The organism is Alkalihalophilus pseudofirmus OF4 (assembly GCF_000005825.2).
Classification (GTDB): domain Bacteria; phylum Bacillota; class Bacilli; order Bacillales; family Bacillaceae_D; genus Alkalihalophilus; species Alkalihalophilus pseudofirmus.
Genome location: NC_013792.1, coordinates 195,892 through 213,886, shown reverse-complemented (window position 1 = coordinate 213,886; position 17,995 = coordinate 195,892). Strand labels below are relative to the sequence as shown.

General features: G+C 34.5%; 20 protein-coding genes and 1 pseudogene. 16 read left to right on the top strand and 5 right to left on the bottom strand.

Going from position 1 to position 17,995, the window contains the following annotated elements; all coding sequences use genetic code 11:
- Nucleotides 1-456 precede the first annotated feature (456 nt).
- The 4 genes from BPOF4_RS20215 to BPOF4_RS22715 all read left to right on the top strand — a co-directional run bounded on the left by BPOF4_RS20215 (nt 457) and on the right by BPOF4_RS22715 (nt 3,579).
- Nucleotides 457-984, top strand: coding sequence for an AAA family ATPase (locus BPOF4_RS20215; RefSeq protein WP_012961119.1), 528 nt, complete (start codon nt 457-459; stop codon nt 982-984).
- A gap of 171 nt (nt 985-1,155) precedes the next feature.
- Entirely contained in the window at nt 1,156-2,910 is a 1,755-nt protein-coding gene (locus BPOF4_RS20210; protein ID WP_012961118.1) for a M3 family metallopeptidase, read from the top strand.
- 158 nt (nt 2,911-3,068) lie between these two features.
- On the top strand, nt 3,069-3,344 hold the full coding sequence (locus BPOF4_RS22720; RefSeq protein ID WP_012961117.1) for a hypothetical protein: 276 nt from the start codon (nt 3,069-3,071) through the stop codon (nt 3,342-3,344).
- Nucleotides 3,307-3,579 (top strand): hypothetical protein, encoded by a 273-nt coding sequence (locus BPOF4_RS22715; RefSeq protein ID WP_238446521.1) that lies wholly within the window; start codon nt 3,307-3,309, stop codon nt 3,577-3,579. Before BPOF4_RS22720 ends, BPOF4_RS22715 begins: the two co-directional genes overlap by 38 nt.
- Nucleotides 3,580-3,743: 164 nt before the next feature.
- Here BPOF4_RS22715 and BPOF4_RS20200 read toward each other — a convergent pair whose 3' ends face one another.
- Entirely contained in the window at nt 3,744-4,154 is a 411-nt protein-coding gene (locus tag BPOF4_RS20200) for a GNAT family N-acetyltransferase (RefSeq protein WP_012961115.1), read from the bottom strand.
- A gap of 198 nt (nt 4,155-4,352) precedes the next feature.
- Between BPOF4_RS20200 and BPOF4_RS20195 the strand changes: the two genes are divergently transcribed.
- The 8 genes from BPOF4_RS20195 (at nt 4,353) to BPOF4_RS22705 (ending at nt 8,970) form a co-directional block, all read left to right on the top strand.
- Nucleotides 4,353-5,363, top strand: a complete 1,011-nt coding sequence (locus BPOF4_RS20195) for a serine hydrolase domain-containing protein (RefSeq protein WP_012961114.1) — start codon at nt 4,353-4,355, stop codon at nt 5,361-5,363.
- A 44-nt stretch (nt 5,364-5,407) separates the two neighbouring features.
- Nucleotides 5,408-5,734 (top strand): hypothetical protein, encoded by a 327-nt coding sequence (locus BPOF4_RS22330; RefSeq protein WP_041823163.1) that lies wholly within the window; start codon nt 5,408-5,410, stop codon nt 5,732-5,734.
- A 231-nt stretch (nt 5,735-5,965) separates the two neighbouring features.
- Complete coding sequence (locus BPOF4_RS20185; RefSeq protein ID WP_238446520.1) at nt 5,966-6,499, top strand: hypothetical protein; 534 nt, start codon at nt 5,966-5,968, stop codon at nt 6,497-6,499.
- A gap of 151 nt (nt 6,500-6,650) precedes the next feature.
- Entirely contained in the window at nt 6,651-6,818 is a 168-nt protein-coding gene (locus BPOF4_RS22520; protein ID WP_012961111.1) for a hypothetical protein, read from the top strand.
- 131 nt (nt 6,819-6,949) lie between these two features.
- On the top strand, nt 6,950-7,474 hold the full coding sequence (locus BPOF4_RS20180; RefSeq protein WP_012961110.1) for a GrpB family protein: 525 nt from the start codon (nt 6,950-6,952) through the stop codon (nt 7,472-7,474).
- 126 nt (nt 7,475-7,600) lie between these two features.
- Nucleotides 7,601-8,029, top strand: a complete 429-nt coding sequence (locus BPOF4_RS20175) for a GNAT family N-acetyltransferase (protein WP_012961109.1) — start codon at nt 7,601-7,603, stop codon at nt 8,027-8,029.
- A 220-nt stretch (nt 8,030-8,249) separates the two neighbouring features.
- Nucleotides 8,250-8,651, top strand: a complete 402-nt coding sequence (locus BPOF4_RS22710; protein ID WP_337999218.1) for a class I SAM-dependent methyltransferase — start codon at nt 8,250-8,252, stop codon at nt 8,649-8,651.
- Nucleotides 8,652-8,655: 4 nt separating this feature from the next.
- Complete coding sequence (locus tag BPOF4_RS22705; RefSeq protein WP_238446519.1) at nt 8,656-8,970, top strand: hypothetical protein; 315 nt, start codon at nt 8,656-8,658, stop codon at nt 8,968-8,970.
- A 149-nt stretch (nt 8,971-9,119) separates the two neighbouring features.
- On the opposite strand, the gene BPOF4_RS20165 is transcribed toward BPOF4_RS22705, so the two are convergent.
- Nucleotides 9,120-10,358, bottom strand: coding sequence for an IS110 family RNA-guided transposase (locus BPOF4_RS20165; RefSeq protein ID WP_012960920.1), 1,239 nt, complete (start codon nt 10,356-10,358; stop codon nt 9,120-9,122).
- Between the two features lie 377 nt (nt 10,359-10,735).
- On the opposite strand from BPOF4_RS20165, the gene BPOF4_RS20160 reads away from it, so the two are divergent.
- The gene (locus BPOF4_RS20160; RefSeq protein ID WP_012961105.1) at nt 10,736-11,179 is read left to right on the top strand and encodes a hypothetical protein; all 444 of its coding nucleotides are present in this window, start codon (nt 10,736-10,738) and stop codon (nt 11,177-11,179) included.
- A 223-nt stretch (nt 11,180-11,402) separates the two neighbouring features.
- On the opposite strand, the pseudogene BPOF4_RS20155 reads toward BPOF4_RS20160, so the two are convergent.
- Nucleotides 11,403-12,639 (bottom strand): annotated as a pseudogene (locus BPOF4_RS20155) (IS110 family RNA-guided transposase).
- A gap of 381 nt (nt 12,640-13,020) precedes the next feature.
- Between BPOF4_RS20155 and BPOF4_RS20150 the strand changes: the two are divergent.
- On the top strand, nt 13,021-13,257 hold the full coding sequence (locus BPOF4_RS20150) for a hypothetical protein (RefSeq protein ID WP_012961102.1): 237 nt from the start codon (nt 13,021-13,023) through the stop codon (nt 13,255-13,257).
- A gap of 295 nt (nt 13,258-13,552) precedes the next feature.
- Nucleotides 13,553-13,927 (top strand): hypothetical protein, encoded by a 375-nt coding sequence (locus tag BPOF4_RS20145; protein ID WP_012961101.1) that lies wholly within the window; start codon nt 13,553-13,555, stop codon nt 13,925-13,927.
- Nucleotides 13,928-14,229: 302 nt separating this feature from the next.
- Here BPOF4_RS20145 and BPOF4_RS20140 read toward each other — a convergent pair whose 3' ends face one another.
- Nucleotides 14,230-14,736: a hypothetical protein gene (locus BPOF4_RS20140; RefSeq protein WP_012961100.1), complete on the bottom strand. Its 507-nt coding sequence runs from the start codon at nt 14,734-14,736 to the stop codon at nt 14,230-14,232.
- A gap of 34 nt (nt 14,737-14,770) precedes the next feature.
- A complete protein-coding gene (locus tag BPOF4_RS20135; RefSeq protein ID WP_012961099.1) occupies nt 14,771-16,006 on the bottom strand; it encodes a ParM/StbA family protein in 1,236 nt (411 codons plus the stop codon).
- A gap of 627 nt (nt 16,007-16,633) precedes the next feature.
- On the opposite strand from BPOF4_RS20135, the gene BPOF4_RS20130 reads away from it, so the two are divergent.
- Nucleotides 16,634-17,923 carry a replication-relaxation family protein gene (locus BPOF4_RS20130; RefSeq protein ID WP_012961098.1) on the top strand — a complete coding sequence of 430 codons (1,290 nt, stop codon included), beginning with the start codon at nt 16,634-16,636 and terminating at the stop codon, nt 17,921-17,923.
- The last annotated feature ends 72 nt before the right edge of the window (nt 17,924-17,995 follow it).

The following is a 17,995-nucleotide window of genomic DNA, read 5'->3' as shown; positions in this document are numbered from 1 at the left end:
ATATCGAGGTGTACTAAGATGCCTAGTAAATCACATAGATTTTGGTTTTATTTCTTTGGCCTTCTTTCGTTAATTTATTTAATTGTTTTTATATTTCTAGCTGTAGCTTTGAAGTAAAGTCGTACCGTATATAAAAAAGATGTACTGTTTTGAATAAAATTATACCGTTTGTAAAAAAGTTGCACCGTTTCCCCGCCTTTGGATGGTTATCTAAAGACGGGTTTATTAAAAAAAGAAAAGAACATTTGAATTGAAAGATCGATTTAGAACCTATTGAGTTACATAAAGATATTCGGTTAGGGCGGTATAATTGAACAACACTTGACAATGAAATTGGATATTTATGTTAGAATGAGTAGAGATTGTGAAACGATGTACTTAAAGTAACGAGCAGGTTAGTGGAAGAAGGTATTAACATTGAAATAGATATGAACATATTAAGAGTGGGTGGAAAAAATGAATAAAATTTATATAATATCTGGTCCAGCAGGAGTCGGTAAATCCACCACTTCAAAGAAGCTTACTGAACAGTTTGAGAACAGTGCATATATTGAAGGTGACCTAATCAATCATATGGTTATTGGTGGATACGTTCCACCGTGGGAAAGCGAGAAATTACTATCATTAACCTGGGTAAATATAGCCGATTTAAGTATTAACTTTGTTCAGGCGAATAAGAATGTAATCATTGATTATGTTGCATTTCCAGTAGAAGTAGAAAAATTTTCTCAAAAGATTTATACAGAGGTAAAGGACGTAGAAATTATATATGTTGTTTTATGGGTGGATGGTGATGAACTGCTAAGAAGAGATGCTTTAAGGATTAAAGAACATCAGATGGGAGTTAGATGTTTAGAATTAATAAATGAATTTGAAAGTAAAGGAATAGATAATCGCTTTGTCTATAATACAACTAACTTACAGCCATCAGAATTAGATAAAATCCTTCTGAATATAAAAGAAAATCCTGCATTCAAATATTGATTTCTTCTTAAACTAAAGGGTGCATACAAGGGATGCTTTTTTGTTTGTCAACGAAAAGGAAATTAATGTTAAACTAAGGGAGCAGGTTCATTAAATAACACTACTTGGTTTTAGTAATAACTAGGTTATAGGACTTAATGTTAGGCTTCAATTTAGAAGGAGGGAAAGGTTATGGAATCATTCATTACTCCAACTCGATGGAACTTAAATAACCTTCTTCAGTGTGATTCAGACTTGGAAAAATTCAAGAATTATATCAGTTGTATAAAAGCAAATTTGTTAGAAATTGAGGAATGTGAGAAGTTAAATCCATTGAATGAAAGTGGATTAAATGCAATTTCACAAATAATAAAACAACTTGAATCGGCAGAATCTTTCTACTATTGTTTAACAACAGAAGACGTAGAACCTTCTCTATTAACATCATTGTATACAAATATTTCGATGTTAAAATCGCAAGCCCGTTTTATTGTGTCGAATTTCCAAGAAAGAATCGGTAATATGAGTGAAAAACAATTTTCAGTTTGGTCTAACAGTATTAACCAAAAAGTTTTTATAGAGGAATTATTAATGGATACACAAAGAACAAGTAAAGAAGAAAAGATTATTTCAAATTTTGCTAGAGAAACATTAGGTAATCTGGAAGAAATTTATGTGCAAGCTCGAAACAATTTGAAAGTAAAAGGCAACATTGATAAAGATGTAAAAGAGATATCTTTTGCTGAAGCTAGTAGTTTGGCTCTTTCTCATCCAGAACAAACTAATAGACGTTTTGCATTCAGGGAACTTAACCAAACACTTAAAACGCAAGCAGAGGTTTTTGCATCCGTTTACAATTCAATGGTGGGGTTGAGACTGAAAGAGAATATGGTGAAAAATACAGATTACCTTGACGACTCTTTAAGGTTGAATGGTATATCTAAACGAGCGCTTCATACAATGTGGGATACTGTGGATACCAATATACACTCTCTTTCGAGATATTTAAAAATAAAAGCAGGGGAAGTAGGGAAAGAAAGAATTTCTTGGCATGAATTGATGACTTCTTCTCAGGAGGTGTCTAACGAAATTACATACTCACAAGCGAGTAAGGGAATTATTGATTCCCTTGTTGATATTGACACCAATATGAGTGAATTTGTCAAAGGAGCAATAGCAAAGGGATGGGTTGATTCAGAGCAACGTAAAACAAAACCACCGGGAGGCTTTTGTGCTCCATTTATTCCAGAAGGTGAATCACGAATATCATTAAATTATGATAATAGTATAGACAGTGCTAGAAGACTTGCGCACGAATTAGGTCATGCTTGGCATTTTAAACAAATGAAAAACGTTCCATCTCTATTTTTCTCAGATGATACATTCGAAATGACAATGGCTGAAACTTCCTCAATTTTCTTTGAAACAGCATATATTGATTATGTAATTCAAAATACTGATGATACTTCACTCAAAAAAGCTATACTTGGTGCTAAGATTGAGCGTAGTTTAAATTATTTAATGTCAATTAGAGGAGCATTCTTATTTGAAGATAAGTTTTATGGTAATAGAAAAAAGGGACCATTAGATGCTAATCAGGTAGAAGAACTTTCGTTGCAATGTCAAGAAAAAGCATATGGATATAGTTTAAGTGAATATGAACCTTTTGTATGGATTAAATATGTACAGTTCTACCAAGCGAATATTCCTTTTTATAATTACCCCTACTCTTTTGGTTTCTTGTTGAGTATTGGACTGTTAAACCTTGCTAAAAGGGATAAACAATTTGACCAAAAATTCCAATGGTTTCTAAGTGAGACTGGATTAATGCCACTTGAACAACTTATTCATAAACACTTCAATATAGAAATTTCAAAACCAGATTTCTGGCAACAGTCAATCCAGAGTGTAGTTGAAGATATAGAGGAGTATAACAAAACTTTGTGAAGAGACGTACTTAAACAAACGGGTAGCGATTGCTAAATAAAGGGTAATCGTTTCTTCTTGTTGAAGTAACGGGCAGAATACTTAAACTAAGGTAAGGGTTTTTATGCTATTGTTTACATTATTAGGTTGATAATATTTATCTTTAGGAGATGAAATTATTGAAAAAAATATCATTGCTTTTAATGTTAGTCAGTATGCTGTTTGTTGTTGTTGCTTGTAGTTCGGAGGAAACAAAAGAAACAAATATTCTCTTACCAGAAAGTATACCTTCGTTTGTTCAAGAAAGTGATTTCACTAAAATTGATTGGGAAAGGAAAGCTGTTGAATTTGGAGATGGAAGAATTATAGGAAATGAAAACAAATCTGGTGTTATTGGTGCAGATATGCCAACTTTAAATGGACAAAAAATGGATGTGGCATCTCTGGGGTGTTGAGAATGTGGAGTTAACTGTTGTTGGTTTTCACAAAGAAACACAAACGGTTCACCAAGTTTTATATAACGGACCAGGTGGAGATTCTTATTGGACAAGACAAGTTGGTGGAGAAAATAACGGTGCAGATGCACATATGCCTTCTAATATAGCATTACCAGAAAAAGGAGAATGGGCATTTTTACTTTACACAAATGATGAATTATTTGATATTTTAGTTTATGACATTAATGAATAGATAAAGAGGAATTATTGTAATTCATCTTCAACAATTAAGCATTTTGTAGTGTGCTACTCCTTATTGTGCTAACGGGTGACAGGGCTGACGCTTCTTCAACTAATAGGAGCAGGTTAAAAGAATAGCGATAAAAAAGAAGTGACTTAAAAGACACTTCGCGGTTATTATTTTTTCCTAGAAATTTTAAATCCATTTTTAATTTTTTCGAACCCAATTTTAGGATAGTATTCCATCGCAATAGGGGAAGACAGAAGCAATAAGGCAACTTCTTCACCTATATGTTCTTGTACTAAACTCACCAGTTCTTTACCTATGCCTTTACTTTGATAATTTTTATTTACAGCTAAATCTGATAGGTAACAACAATAACAATAGTCGGTAATAGCCCTAGCAACACCAACGACTTGGTCATTATCCCATGCAGTAATCAAAACATTAGAATTTTCAATCATTCGTTGAAGTCTCTCCAAATCATTAAACGGTCTTTTAATGCCAGATGTTTTGAAAACATTTGAAAGTTCTTCCGCTTTAATTGTTTCATTTACTTTATAAGTAATCTGTGTAATTGTTTCCATATGTCTCCTCCTTACAATAGTTAAGTAATTCTATCATATCATTACTGCTTCTAAATGAAATTTTAGAACTTTTAGATATTTGCAAAAGGGTATCGATTGTCTTATTGCGCTAACGAGGCAGGTTAGTTGAAGAAGTAGAAAGGAATTAACCTTTATTAAGTCGCAGATAAAGCCAAACAAGAAGAAAGTAGTGAAAAGATGAATTTGAATAAAATGTTGAGTAATCAGTTTGATTCGGTTGTTCTAAATGTTAAGAAGACCTCAGAACTAGTTGATTGTTCTGGTGCATCAGTTTTTATTATACATAACAACAATATAGTTACAGAAGAATATTGGGGAAGGCATTCCCAGGCTAATAATGCTAGAAGCATCCAGGAAGATACTCAATTCCACGTTGCTTCAGTTAGAAAAAGTTATATAGGATATGCCGTAGCATATGCTGTTCAACAAGGTTTAATATCAACCGATGACCCAATAACTAAATATCTATCAATAAATTCACCAATTCTGCAGAAAACAACCATAAGACATTTGTTAACTCATACACACGGTTTAAAAATGGTTAATGGAAAACTACAACAAGAATTTACTTCAGGTGAAAGCTGGGCGTATAGAGGAATCGGGATTGAACTCTTAACTCAAATTGTCAAGATTACAACAGGACAATCAGTAGCCGAAATAGTAGATCAAGTGTTTAAATCCCTAGAATTTAAAGAAACTGGTTGGTACGGGGAACTCAATGAGAAACTTGTGGAAGTTATAAGGAAGCCTGGTGATCCAAATTGGTACACAAGTAAAAGTACAGACGGTGACAAAATGAATATGTATGTTTCTACAAGAGAGTTAGCTAAATGGGGATATTTTCACCTTAAAGAAGGGTTAATAAATGGGAAACAGATAGTTCCAAGCGAAATATTTAAATTAGTTACTTCAATTCAAAGCCCCAACACAATTAATGAAGAACATCCTACAAATGGTTTCTTATGGTTTGTACAAGATTTGCCTACAAGAAGATCAGAAATTGGTGAATATTTGCCTAAAGGATCTTTTCAAATTCTGGGCTATACAGGAGTAACGCTTTTGATTGTACCTCAGCATAATCTAGTTGCTGTACGTGCCTTTAATAGTTTCGGTTCTCCTGAAGGATTCAATTACTTAGCTGATGTTCGAAAATTTGGTGATACCATAATGACCTGTTTATTAAGCTAACGAGGCAGTAATCTTTAATAAGGCAATTGGTTTGTTATGGTAAAATGAACGAAATATTTAAAGAGTTAGAGGGGGATTGTATGGGGGAAAACGTACAACTTAAAGATGTTATTTTCAATGATAGTAAATACTCAAAAACTAAAAAGGTATTAGCTATAATGTTTATTACTTTTGTATTCTTATTACAAGTTAATGGAACTGATAAAATGATTGGATTTATTTTTGTATTCACAGGAACGGTTATAGGCGTAACTTACTCGGTCTGTAAGCTCCTTTTTTATAATACAAAGAGATACATCAAAGACATTGTATTCTTAATAATATTTGTTTGCTTGTTTGTTTGGGGCATAATTACATTTTTCAATTTATAAACCAACTGTCAAATTTCTTGTTCAACAAACGGATGCGTTTCTAGAATAACAGCAGCAACGCTTTTTTCTTTTTCTCCTGAATAAAAGGAAATTAATGTTAAGATAAAATAAAGTATTAGGTGCTATTCAACTATCTGGCAGGACAGTTGTATAAGAAAATAGGTTTTAAAGGGGAGATTTATTATCAATAAAGTAAGTGTTAGTGCTTTTAGTTTAATTATAGTTTTATTATTGGCAGCATGTGGTAACACGTCGAATGTTAATCAAGGTAGTCAAGGGCATAATTTGATTAATAGCGAGTTTTCAATAGAGGAACATGTAAAATATGCAGAAAGGCTTCAAGATGAACGTGGACTAACCAAAGAGGATGCTGATGAAGAAGCTTTTCGTGTTCAATTGAATGAAGTAGCAGTCATCAATAGAGCAATTGACGTAGGTATCAATGTTTCAGAAGAGGAAGCGTTTCAAAAGTCTCAAGAAACTAGAGAGGATCTGGAGAACGAAGAGGCTGAGAATGTTAAAGAGGTACTGATTGGCATTCAAGAAGAGATTGAACAATTAGGAATTTCTGAAGATGATTATTGGAATGAATATATGCTTAGTTCCTATGCTCATGCTGTAATGAGGGAAAAGCTAATGGAGTATGAACAAAATGAAAATCCAATGAAGAACTGGAATGAGCTTCAGCAAGAAATAATTGAAGAATTTACAGTCAGTCAATCTCAACAGATAAATGAATTTAAAAGAGAAATAGGGATGAGATAGAACCTATTTCTCTTTTCCATTAACGGGTTCGATGCTTTAACAAGGCATCGCTACCCTTGTTCCGCTAACGGAGCAGGATTGTGAAAGAAGAAAAGCAATTACTTTAAAAAGTGAAATTGTTATGTTGAAATATTACAAAGGGGGAATTTATATGGTTATTGGTTTATTTGTTTTAAGCATAGTGATGTTAATTGTGAGTTTTATAGCACAGAGCTTTACATTGCTTTCTATAATGATTTCGTTTTTATTATTCACTTCAGCAGTAGTTCTAGCAATGTTCCGCTACTTTAGAAAGAAAAATGCAATTAGTAATAATTAAACTCTTTCTTGTGCTAACGGGTGCATTCCTTTAAAAAGGAATGGTTTTTCTATGTCAAAGAAAAGGAAATTAATGTCAAACTAAAGAGGCAGGTTAGTTTAAGGTGAAAGTTACACATTAGGGGGAATTAAATGTTAGGGGTTAACAAAGGTGAAGTGATTTTAGTTACTCATTCTGAAAATTGGAAGAGGTTATTTGATAAAGAAAAATCTTTATTGGAGACGATTATTGGGGAACAGGTAAAGGATATTCAACAATTTGGCAGTACAGCAATCAAGGGCATTGAAGCAAAACCTATTATTGATATATTGGTTGGTGTAGAGTCATTAAAGGATGTTGAAAAGTTTAATAATGAAAGATTAAAAGAAGCTGGATATTATCATTTATCCAGAGTTCAAATTGATGGAAAAGAGGTTTTTGCTAAGTTTACTGACTTAGAAAACCTAACCAAGACACATATTCTTCACGTTGTTGAATATCAAGGTGATTGGTGGAACGAACACATTTCATTCAGAGATTATTTAAATGCAAATCCATTAGTTTCTAAGGAATATGAGTCACTCAAGAAAAATCTAGCAGAAAAATACCCTAACGATGAACATTCATATACAAATGAAAAGAAACAGTTTGTTGATGAAATTTTGAATGAAATGTAATTTCATCTATCGGGTGCATTCCTTAACTAGGGATGCTTTTTTCTTTGTCAACTAAAAGGAAATTAATGTTAAACTAAAGAGCAGGTTAATACAACAAGAAAATAATTTTTTGGGGAGGAAAAAGAAATGATTAGAGAAGCAACAAAGCAGGATATTGGGGGTTTAGCGGAGTTGATGGGAGAATTGGGGTACCCGACTAATATCGATGAGATGAATTATAGAATGTCTAATATTCTTTCAAATAATGCTTATCAGACTTATGTGTACGAAGAAGATGAGAAATTACTTGGAATGATTGGAATGATTTTATGTTACCGTTTTGAAAAAAGTGAAAGTTATATAAGGGTGGTTGCTTTTGTTGTAAACTCTGGATTAAGAGGTAATGGTATTGGTACTAAGCTATTAAATGAAGCTGAGAACTGGGCTAAAAAACAAGGAGCAAAAATGGTGACTTTGAATAGTGGTAATCGGACTGAAAGAAACGATGCACACAATTATTATATTCGTAGAGGGTTTGAAGGAAAAGCCACAGGATTTTATAAGCAATTGAACTAAGGTGTTTATTTACTATCGGGTGCATTCCTTCAACAAGGAAAGCTTTTTCTAAGTCGAATAAAAGGAAAATAATATTAAACTATAGAAACAAAATAGTTCGAAAAAATGATTAAATGGTAATATGCATATAAGGATAATTTAGTGTAGGAGGTTTAGAAATGACATCTTTATACGATAGCATTGGCTTAACTTATGATACTCCCCTAAAGCTGACCCCGAAATCGCAAGTCGGTTACGAAATCATTTACAAGTACCTAACGGAAGCAGAGTTCTCGATATTGCTTGTGGAACAGGAAATTATACTATTGCTTTAGAAAAAACGGGTTTAAAAATAACTGGAAGCGATGTTTCAGAAGAGATGATTAAAAAAGCTAAAGGGAAATCAAGCACAATAGATTGGGAAGTAGCTGATGTAAACAAACTACCTTATGAGAATAACGTTTTTGAAGGAGTAACTTGTACATTAGCTATTCACCATTTTAATGAACTGTTACCTGCTTTTAAAGAGGTTTTTAGAGTTCTTGATAAAGGTAGATTTGTCATTTTTACTTCATCCCCTGAACAGATGAAAAATTATTGGCTAAAAGAATATTTTCCAGACGCTATTGAAAAAATCTGCTAATCAAATGCCGAGTATAGTAGAAGTCAGCGATATATTGAAAACTGTTGGATTTAATATTGTTGGTCATGAAACATTCTTGATACAACCTAATTTAAAAGATTTCTTCCTTTATAGTGGCAAGTATGAACCAAAGATGTATTTAGATGAAAAAGTACGCTCAGGAATATCTACCTTTGCAAATTTGGCATCTAAAGAAGAAGTGGAAGAAGGTTGTAATAAGCTCAAAAAGGACATTGAAACTAAAAAAATAGAAAATGTTCTTAATAACTTTAGTAGCGACTTAGGTGATTATGTTTATATAGTTGCTGAAAAGAAATAGCGTGTTCTTTCACTAAACCAGCTAATAGTTTGTCAACATTTTCAATAAAAAAATGAAATTACACATGCTATACTAAAAATGAGTATACCAAATAACCTACCAATCTGTACTTTTTGGAAGGTCTTGGTCTATCTAGTTAGATATAGCTATCAAGCTACATCTTGGAAAGGTGTTTTGCTTTTCAGTAAAGCATAAATCCAATGTAAGAGTTTATTGACACAAGCAATGACAGCGACTCTAAATGGTTTACCTTCTTCGCGTTTTTTATCGTAAAACTCTCTGAGTCTCTTGTTCCGTGCAATAATTTCGTCGGTTGTCTTTTGCTTACGAGAATCTCTAATCCCGCATTGAACGGCCATAAATAAGGCATGTCTCAGTCTGGAAGAGCCTCTTTTAGTTATCCGATTAACGGAAGCTGTAAACTTTCCTGAAGAGTAAACACTAGGGTCGACTCCAGCGAATGCAACCAACTTCTTTGGGTGATTAAACCGATCTATCTCACCGATCTCAGAAGTAATCGTGGCGGCGATCTTTTCTCCAATTCCGGGAATAGATTGGATAATCTGATATTCTTCAATTTCTTTCGCAAGGGCATCTATTTCAGTTGCGATGTTGGATAGGTGCTCTTGGTATTGAAGAACGATGTTCGTTAACATCTCCAAATTAAAAATATGACTCTCATACAAATTCTTTTGAAACGGGTTACGCAAGGCAGCCTCTCGCAGCTTTTGTGCTTTTTCTATGGCCCACCTCTCAGAACGACTTTTACATAACGAAGCGATCTTTTCGACCAATTCAGACTCATCCACTTGTAAGACAGCCTCTGAAGTTGGAAAAGCCTGCAGGGTTAATAACGATACCTTCGAATACAAACTACCAAATACGCCTCTGTATTCAGGAAACACCTGATCCAATAAGGAATGGAGTTGTAGTTTCGTATTCGCCGATACTTCAGCGATCGTCTCTTGTTGTCTGGTTAAATTACGAAGATTTAAGAGTTGAATCCCTCGTTTTTTATAGGGTTCAAGCTCCTCCTTGTAGTAAAGCTCGCACAAATGATACGCATCAACGGCATCTGTTTTTACCTTGCGTAAGCTCGAACTTTTCGCTCGATGCGAAATGAGTGGGTTGATGACAATATACACATACTTTTGGTCCTCCAGAAACTGAATCACAGGTAGATGATAATGACCTGTCGACTCTAAAACCACAGAAGGTGGTTGTCCTTGTGCTGCTTGTTCGACTTCTTGAAGAAATGCCAAGAATGTCTCGAGACCCTCACGATTATGTTTAATACTGAAACTCTTACGATAAGGCTTTCCCTTGTCCAAGAAGGCTTGAACCTGACTTTCTCCTTTTGAGACATCCAGACCGATGACTGGATTCATTGTTTATCAACTCCTAGAAATAAATTAGTCGGTAACCCCTAGAGCTTCTTGTAGTGTCATAGGTTCGCTTGTTAAACGGGATCATTTCTATGTCCCAACCAGCCTGAAACATGTTCATACAAGTAGGGGGCGAACAGTTTAGCTAACGGGATCGAGTCCCACGGGTGCGACGTTCTACCCCGACTACCGCTATCATATGACCATAAAAAATAAGGTCAACCAGAAATATTTTCTTATCTGGCTAACCTTATATTACGAACGGGTGCGATAGCTGAATAAGGGTTATCGCTTTTCCTTATTGGAGTAACGGAGCAGGATTATTCAATAACAAGTTGTAGTAATAAGAGGGGATTTCATTAAAAAGGGGGAGTAGCGATTTGAAAAATTTAATTTTCATTTCCATTATTGTGATAACGGTCTTGCTTACCGCATGTAGTAACGAAGAAGTTGTGAATGACAGATACACCTTTATAGGTGAAGGTGCGTATTGGGAAGCTGAATATGTTTTTGAGAGTGAAGAAACACAGAAGGAGAAAAATGGAAGGACGACATATTCTACAATCAATAGCGATGTATTTACACTCTCCTACAAAGGGGACGTTGAAGAGATGCAAACAATAGAAAAAATAGAATATAACTATAAAACATCAGCTGGAGAGGGTAGTGGAAGCAGAGAGTTTGATGAACCACCCACTGACATTACATTAAGGTCAAATAGTAGTGATAATGGAGCTAAAGTATATGAGGATGAAATCATACCCGTTATTGTGAAATGGGATGGTTTAGAAGAAACCTTTGAGTTATTAAATAAATCAGAATAAACAAAATATTATTAAAGTAACGGGTGGCATTCCTTCAACAAGGGATGCTTTTTTGTTTGTCAACAAAAAGGAAATTAATGTTAAACTAAACCAGCTAATAGTTTGTCAATATTTTTCAATAAAAAAGTTAAAATACAAATGATATACTAAAAATGAGTGCACTAAATAACCTACCATTTCTCAACACATGGAAGGTTCTGGACTATTTAGATAGACGTAGTGACTAAACTACATCTTGGAATAATGTGTTGCTTTTTAACAGGGCATAAATCCAATGTAAGAGCTTATTCACACAAGCAATGACAGCCACCTTAAAAGGTTTTCCTTCATCACGTTTCTTGTCGTAGAACTCACGTAACTTCTTATTACGAGGGATAATTTCATCACTCGTTTTCTTCTTACGACAGTCTCGAATGGCACAACGTACGGCCATATATAACGCGTGACGAAGCCTGCTGGAGCCACGCTTGGTTATTCGATTCTTAGTAGCTGTGAATTTACCAGATTCAAAAACGCTTGGATCCACTCCAGCGAATGCGACTAGCTTCTTTGGATGGTCAAATCGATCAATTTCCCCAATCTCGGATATAATCGTTGCAGCGATTTTTTCTCCGATACCAGGAATTGATTTGATAACTTCATATTCTTCAACTTCTTGCGCAAGGGCATCTATCTCGGATTCTAACATTGATAGGTGCTCTTTGTATTGGAGGATAATATTAATAAACATTCCAAGGCTCAAAATGTGACTCTGATAAACGGCTTTCTCAAACGGATTTCGAATGGCCGCAGCTTTGATTTGGGCTGCTTTATCACTAGCCCAACTTAGTGAACGACTCTTACAATTCCCGTGGATCTTTTCGGTCAAGACCTCATCACTGGCATTTAGAATATCTTCAGACGAGGGAAATTCCTTTAAAGTTAGCAGGGACACAACGGAATATAAATCTCCAAACACTCCTCTAAATTCAGGGAATACCTGATCTAGAATCGCTTGAAATTGTAACTTTGTCTGAATTAAAGTACCAGTAATATTCTCATGTTGTCTCGTAAGATTACGTAAGTTTAGGAGTTGAACACCGCGCTTTTTATAGGGTTCAAGTTCCTCTTTATAGTACAGTTCACACAGAAGATAAGCATCGGCTGCGTCCGTCTTAACCTTTCGCAGGCTGGAACTTTTGGCTTTGTAAGAAATCAATGGGTTAATAACAAATCAAGAGATAGCCCCGTTCCTCAAGATAATGAACAATAGGAGCTTGATAGTGTCCTGTTGCTTCCAGAATAACCGGAGGTTTCTTCCCTGTCTCAGCTGTCAAACCTTCAATGAATTGTACAAGGGACTCAAGCCCTTCGTTAATATGTGATACCTTAAAGCTCTTACGGTATGGTTTCCCTTTATCTATGAATGCTTGTACCTGACTTTCTCCTTTTGACACATCCAGACCAATGACTGGATTCATTCTCAATCCCCTCCAAATATTAATATTAACCGGTACCCCTAATCCTTCTTGCAGTATCACAGCTTCGCTTGTTATACGAGATCTATGTCCCAACCAGCCTCAATCATGTTTCTACAAGTAGGGGGCAAACTGTTTAGTTGACGGGATCAAGTCCCACGAGCAGTTACGTTTTACCCCGGCTACCGTTATAATAAAACCATATAACAAATGGTCAACCAGAAATATTTTCTTATCTGGCTGACCTTATAATACGAAGGAGCAGGTTAGTTGAAGAAGAGTTAGTTCTTGTTATTGAACTAAAGAGGCAGCAGTGTTAAATATTGGAATAATTGAAACCTTACTTCTATGTGTATCGTATCAAATTAAAAGGGAGTGAATAAAATGAAAAAATATACTGTATTTATATTTAGTTTTTTTCTTCTATTTATCGTATTACAAATTTTATCGGGGTGGGTTCTAACAGCTTTCTATACTCCTGATTTTTCTTTAACGAACATGGGTGTAAGTCAAGAAGTAATGTTTGGGCAAACTTCGATAATTCCGATTCTGACAACTTTATCAATCGCAACATTAGCTTATTTTTTGTCTCAAAAATTATCCGTAACAAGTAAAGAATAAAGCTTACAGAACAACGCTTAACAAGACATTTCTATTTTTTGTTCGTATATTAAAGAAGTAAGGCTATGAAAGACATGGACTTACAGTCAAGGGTGCATTCCTTCAAAAAAGGGATGCTTTTTATTTGTTAAAAAAAGGAAAATTATATTAAGCATAAGAAGCAAGTTAATTTCATAATCAGAGCATGATAAAATATCCTAGTAGCTAACTCCAAAATAAGTAATTTGTGTGAATAATAAACAATAAAAGTGAATTATTGGAATTTGTGTAGTAATATTGCGTTGGAGGTGTTGTTATGCAAATTGAGGTTAATAGAAAATCCAAAGTTGTTACAGGTAATGAAGCTAGTATTGCTAAAGGTATGGTTGGGTTTATAATTTTTTCCTTTATATTTTTTGCTGGGATGATTACATTTGCAAACACTCAACAAAAAAATACGCTTGAAGCAAATATGGTTGAAGTCCTGAGCTCAAGCAGTGATTTATCGTTTGAGTATGTTGGAACAGAAGATTCTCCGCAATTAAGAAAATTTTATTTAGCTAAAGCTGACGGTGACGAGTACATAGTTAGAGTTTATCAAAACAATAGGACGATATTAGATGCTTTTAGTCTTACTGAACACCCCCATTTAGCTGAACAATTCCAAAATTCATATGGAGTTAGTTGGTAAACTAATATAGTTAAAAAAGTAGCTAGTGCAGAAATTAGCTACTTTTTTAATTCTTAATACAAGCATATTTAGATTTTATAATGATTAGAGGCTTTGTGAAATAATGTACTTAAAGTAACGGGAGCTTTAGTTTAAGAAGGTATTAAAAATTTGGGACCACACATATTAATATTTCATAGGGGTGATTCTTTCAAACTTTTTTCACTTATCTAACCTTAATGTAACTCATAAATTGTTTTAATTTTTAAAGATACTAGAAGAAAAACCACTTACATCTACCGGATAGACATAAGTGGCTTCAACTAGAAATTTATTTTCCTTTTAGAACGATCTACAGGTTTAGTAGTTTTTCTCTCTACGGTGTTTACATCCGACTTGTCAGATGATGTAGAGAACGAAGCTTCATTTTTACCCTTTGCCGGCTCTTCTTTGTATTGGTCAGTAATTGAATCTGATGTACTTGATTCTGGTATATCTTTATTAATTACGTTTGTATCCTCAGTTACTTCTATTTTGTTAATAGGGTGTGGGCTTTCTTGATTGTTATTTTGCGGTGTAGATTTTGCCACACTCACCATTTTATTAGTATATTCGTTATCTGATAAGAGTCCACTTACATTTAACTCATGAAGGTTCATCTTAGCCTTTGTTTCAAGCGAATTAATATCGTTTGTACCATAGACCCGAATGAAATACATTAGTACTTCTTTTAAAGCTGCATTATGTGAGCCGCCCTGATTTGCCACCCACTCCTTTATAAGAGGGTGGGTACTATTGGTATCCAACCGTATTTGCAATGATTTCTTCACATTATCCTCCTTTCTAAAAGGGGAGAGGGTTTAGTTATTGATTCACTAATTCCTCAGCTTCTGCAATTAATTCATCCATTTTAATTTTGTTATACATATTCATTCCTCGTACATTCATTTCTACACAATAATGTGCCGGTACCCATAATACTTGAATATCATAAATCGAACAGTAGTCGAGGACTTTTTTATACATGTTATCTTTGGCTAAAATAGATGCTCCTCCATAAACCACAACAACGTCTACCTCGAATACCAAGGTTTCTAGTCTCTTCTTCATAAACGGCATTAATTTACCATCCACTAGTTCATTTAGAGGTTCCGCTAGTGCTTTTACAGCATCTTTCCGTTTTTTATTCGGTTTACCTGGTCCAACATAAAGGAAGTCTGATAGTTTTTGCCTTGTGATGTTAGTATTTGCATACTTCGGCTCCAAATTAAGCTTTTCTGCTGCCGCCTCTAATGTAGCACCTAGGCCAAACTTTCTACCATCTGACTTTTCAACATTAACACTATAGCCCTCTGTATAGACCGCTTCTGTGGACCCATCACCAATATCGAAATGTAGGATACGTTTGTCTAAGAAATACTCTCCAGTGACTTCTTCATCAAGCTCTTCTTTATATTGTTCTTTGAATTCATCAAACATGTCGTCGTTTCTGTAATTGCCATCTTCATCTTCAAAGATTGTAAATAATGCCGGCACACCTTCTTGTAATACCTTTACAACTCTGAAACGAATCACAACATTTAAAGCAAGCTCTTTCACATATACTTTCACTTGATGAGGACCATTTAGCCATCTATCCTGAAACGTCTTTTGATTAACCGCATTATGAAGGCTCACAGGGAGGGCTGTTGTCATATCTACCGTAACTTCTAGTGATTCAGCATCTTGTAATGTGCCTTTTTTCTCGTAATGATCTTGTACAGCTTTAACTGCTAATAAACCTAAACTATTGATAATAGGGATATCCTCATTATGCTTTTGAATAGATCCTACATCCATATTATAAAGATCAGATTTACTATCTAAAGCAGCTTTACCAATTAAATAGCGGTGATTAGAACTAAGGGCTTTGCTTTCAATTCTTACATCCATTCGGTTATGAAGATCTCGAACAGCTTCTTCTAGACTCTTATCAACTTCACCTAGAGGACTATGTAAAACAGAATATACATTTGGGTACACATATAAAGAATCGTTAATCATCGCTTTGTGTTTTGAATTTCCATTGTCATTTGCAAATGTGTAATGATAGTTGCTCATGTACATCTCTCCTAAATATGGTTTTTGGTGTTGGTATACCTGTAATAGATATTAATTCTAAATATTACTAAGTATTACCTAATAATATTTTATCCTATGAAAAATACTTTTGCAAGATTTCAAGCGGGTTATAATACAAAATATTACTCTTCGGTAAAAAATATTATTTAGTATTATTCTATATTTTCGTTTCATTATCTAGTAAATGGACTACAACTATAACTAACCCCTTTATTATCACCAACCATAAACTCTAATTAATAAAAAGTTTTATAATTTCCCCATGAACCCACAACAATATTGATTAACAGATTAACTCTGGCAAGCAGTAAGTTATCTAACAAAAGCTTAGTATAACCCCAATAAATAGTTGGATCTGCATTATAAATTGTATGAGTATCTGCATTGATTCTGAGTTGATTATTTATTGATTCTAGGTTGATTATTTATTGATTCTGAGTTGATTATTATAATCATCGTATAATCACCTTAGAATCAATCATTAATTTTCTCAAACTATTGACTGGCTTATGATAGAGAAGGATACTAGAATAGGAAAAATAGACCCCGACTATTTAGCTTGTTGTTCGGGTCTAATTTAGAAGGGTTAAGATAGGGGGGGATTTAATGCATCTATCACCTAAGGAATTAATGGTGTTTGAGGGATTGTTTAAGTTTAGGGGGGGAAGAGTTGATGATCTAAGTATGTATGTTTATGGAAAACGTAATAAATCATCTATTAATAATACTTACCGTTCTTTACGCACCCTGAGGAATAATGGACTATTAGAAGCGCATTCAATGTTTCTACAAGGAGAAACGAAACATTTCTATTTTCTAAGCAAGGAAGGTATAGAACTTGCAAATATTAGGTTTGATATACCAGAGGGCTATGTAGGAACCGGATACGGAAATGATCATGGTGATTTTGCCTATAGCCTGTATAAGCCACCCCAGCGATTGCTAAAGCATCATTTGCTTACCATTGAGTTTCTGCTGCAATGTCATTCGATCGCTAGTAAAACTGACGAACATACATTCTCATATCGTGACAATCGGTATGCTAGCAAGATTTTTATTTCCGAGGATGTAAAAGGAAAAGAAACCTACGAACGTACATTCCGGATGCGTCCCGATGCGGAAATTAGGATTAATTCTAATGAGCAATGGGCTATTGAAATAGATCTTGCCAGCGAAAGTAGTGCTGCATTAACTGAGAAATTTAAAAGCTATGCTCGCTACCTACGTGCTAAAGAGGATCTTCCTTATACGACTATTCTTTTTGTTGCTCCTTACCGAGAAAGGGTGGACACTCTTAAGAGAAGATGGGAAACCATACAAGAAGCCTTTATCAAGGGCATGGGTGAGTTTACTGACGTCATCAATTTGCGTTATATACACAGTAATGACGTCCAACGAACTCTAACGGACGCCATTCATTCAAAAGATTATGAAAAGAGAAAACTTACCACGTTACAACAACTATTATTTAACGATGCCTATAATGGGACGGAAGTATTTACGATTGATAAAGGATTTAACTACTTCCATAAGCCAACGTTCGCTTCTATGACGTATGGTAAGGAAGGAGACGTCTTGTTTGTTTATCACAATATAGAGGGCTACGAGACGTCACCCTGGATCTCAATAGAAAACATGGAGAATCATTTTGGTTACTTAAAGAAATCTCCTGATTTCACGAATGTTAAAAAATTAGTTCATATTCTGTTTGCACATGAAGTCCCGTCATCTATCTCAACGGATCATGTTTTCTCCAAGAGAACTGGAGTACCTGCTGATCGTATGCTCATTTTACATACTGAAAATGACAAGTCTGCTACCTTTGCTCGTTTAACTGGGGAAGTAATCTCTTTAAATCCTTTGATACATGTTGACGAGGCTTTAGCGATTCGCTAATCTAGTAATATCCAACAAATAAAAATTCAACCGACTACGGAAGCACCGTGAACTGGGATTAATCTATCCCTT

Bases quoted from the DNA above. Each gene is read 5' to 3' on its own strand.
- BPOF4_RS20215 (WP_012961119.1), top strand. From the start codon at position 457: ATGAATAAAATTTATATAATATCTGGTCCAGCAGGAGTCGGTAAATCC.
- BPOF4_RS20210 (WP_012961118.1), top strand. From the start codon at position 1,156: ATGGAATCATTCATTACTCCAACTCGATGGAACTTAAATAACCTTCTT.
- BPOF4_RS22715 (WP_238446521.1), top strand. From the start codon at position 3,307: ATGGACAAAAAATGGATGTGGCATCTCTGGGGTGTTGAGAATGTGGAG.
- BPOF4_RS20200 (WP_012961115.1), bottom strand. From the start codon at position 4,154: ATGGAAACAATTACACAGATTACTTATAAAGTAAATGAAACAATTAAA.
- BPOF4_RS20195 (WP_012961114.1), top strand. From the start codon at position 4,353: ATGAATTTGAATAAAATGTTGAGTAATCAGTTTGATTCGGTTGTTCTA.
- BPOF4_RS22330 (WP_041823163.1), top strand. From the start codon at position 5,408: ATGAACGAAATATTTAAAGAGTTAGAGGGGGATTGTATGGGGGAAAAC.
- BPOF4_RS22520 (WP_012961111.1), top strand. From the start codon at position 6,651: ATGGTTATTGGTTTATTTGTTTTAAGCATAGTGATGTTAATTGTGAGT.
- BPOF4_RS20180 (WP_012961110.1), top strand. From the start codon at position 6,950: ATGTTAGGGGTTAACAAAGGTGAAGTGATTTTAGTTACTCATTCTGAA.
- BPOF4_RS20175 (WP_012961109.1), top strand. From the start codon at position 7,601: ATGATTAGAGAAGCAACAAAGCAGGATATTGGGGGTTTAGCGGAGTTG.
- BPOF4_RS22705 (WP_238446519.1), top strand. From the start codon at position 8,656: ATGCCGAGTATAGTAGAAGTCAGCGATATATTGAAAACTGTTGGATTT.
- BPOF4_RS20165 (WP_012960920.1), bottom strand. From the start codon at position 10,358: ATGAATCCAGTCATCGGTCTGGATGTCTCAAAAGGAGAAAGTCAGGTT.
- BPOF4_RS20150 (WP_012961102.1), top strand. From the start codon at position 13,021: ATGAAAAAATATACTGTATTTATATTTAGTTTTTTTCTTCTATTTATC.
- BPOF4_RS20145 (WP_012961101.1), top strand. From the start codon at position 13,553: ATGCAAATTGAGGTTAATAGAAAATCCAAAGTTGTTACAGGTAATGAA.
- BPOF4_RS20135 (WP_012961099.1), bottom strand. From the start codon at position 16,006: ATGAGCAACTATCATTACACATTTGCAAATGACAATGGAAATTCAAAA.
- BPOF4_RS20130 (WP_012961098.1), top strand. From the start codon at position 16,634: ATGCATCTATCACCTAAGGAATTAATGGTGTTTGAGGGATTGTTTAAG.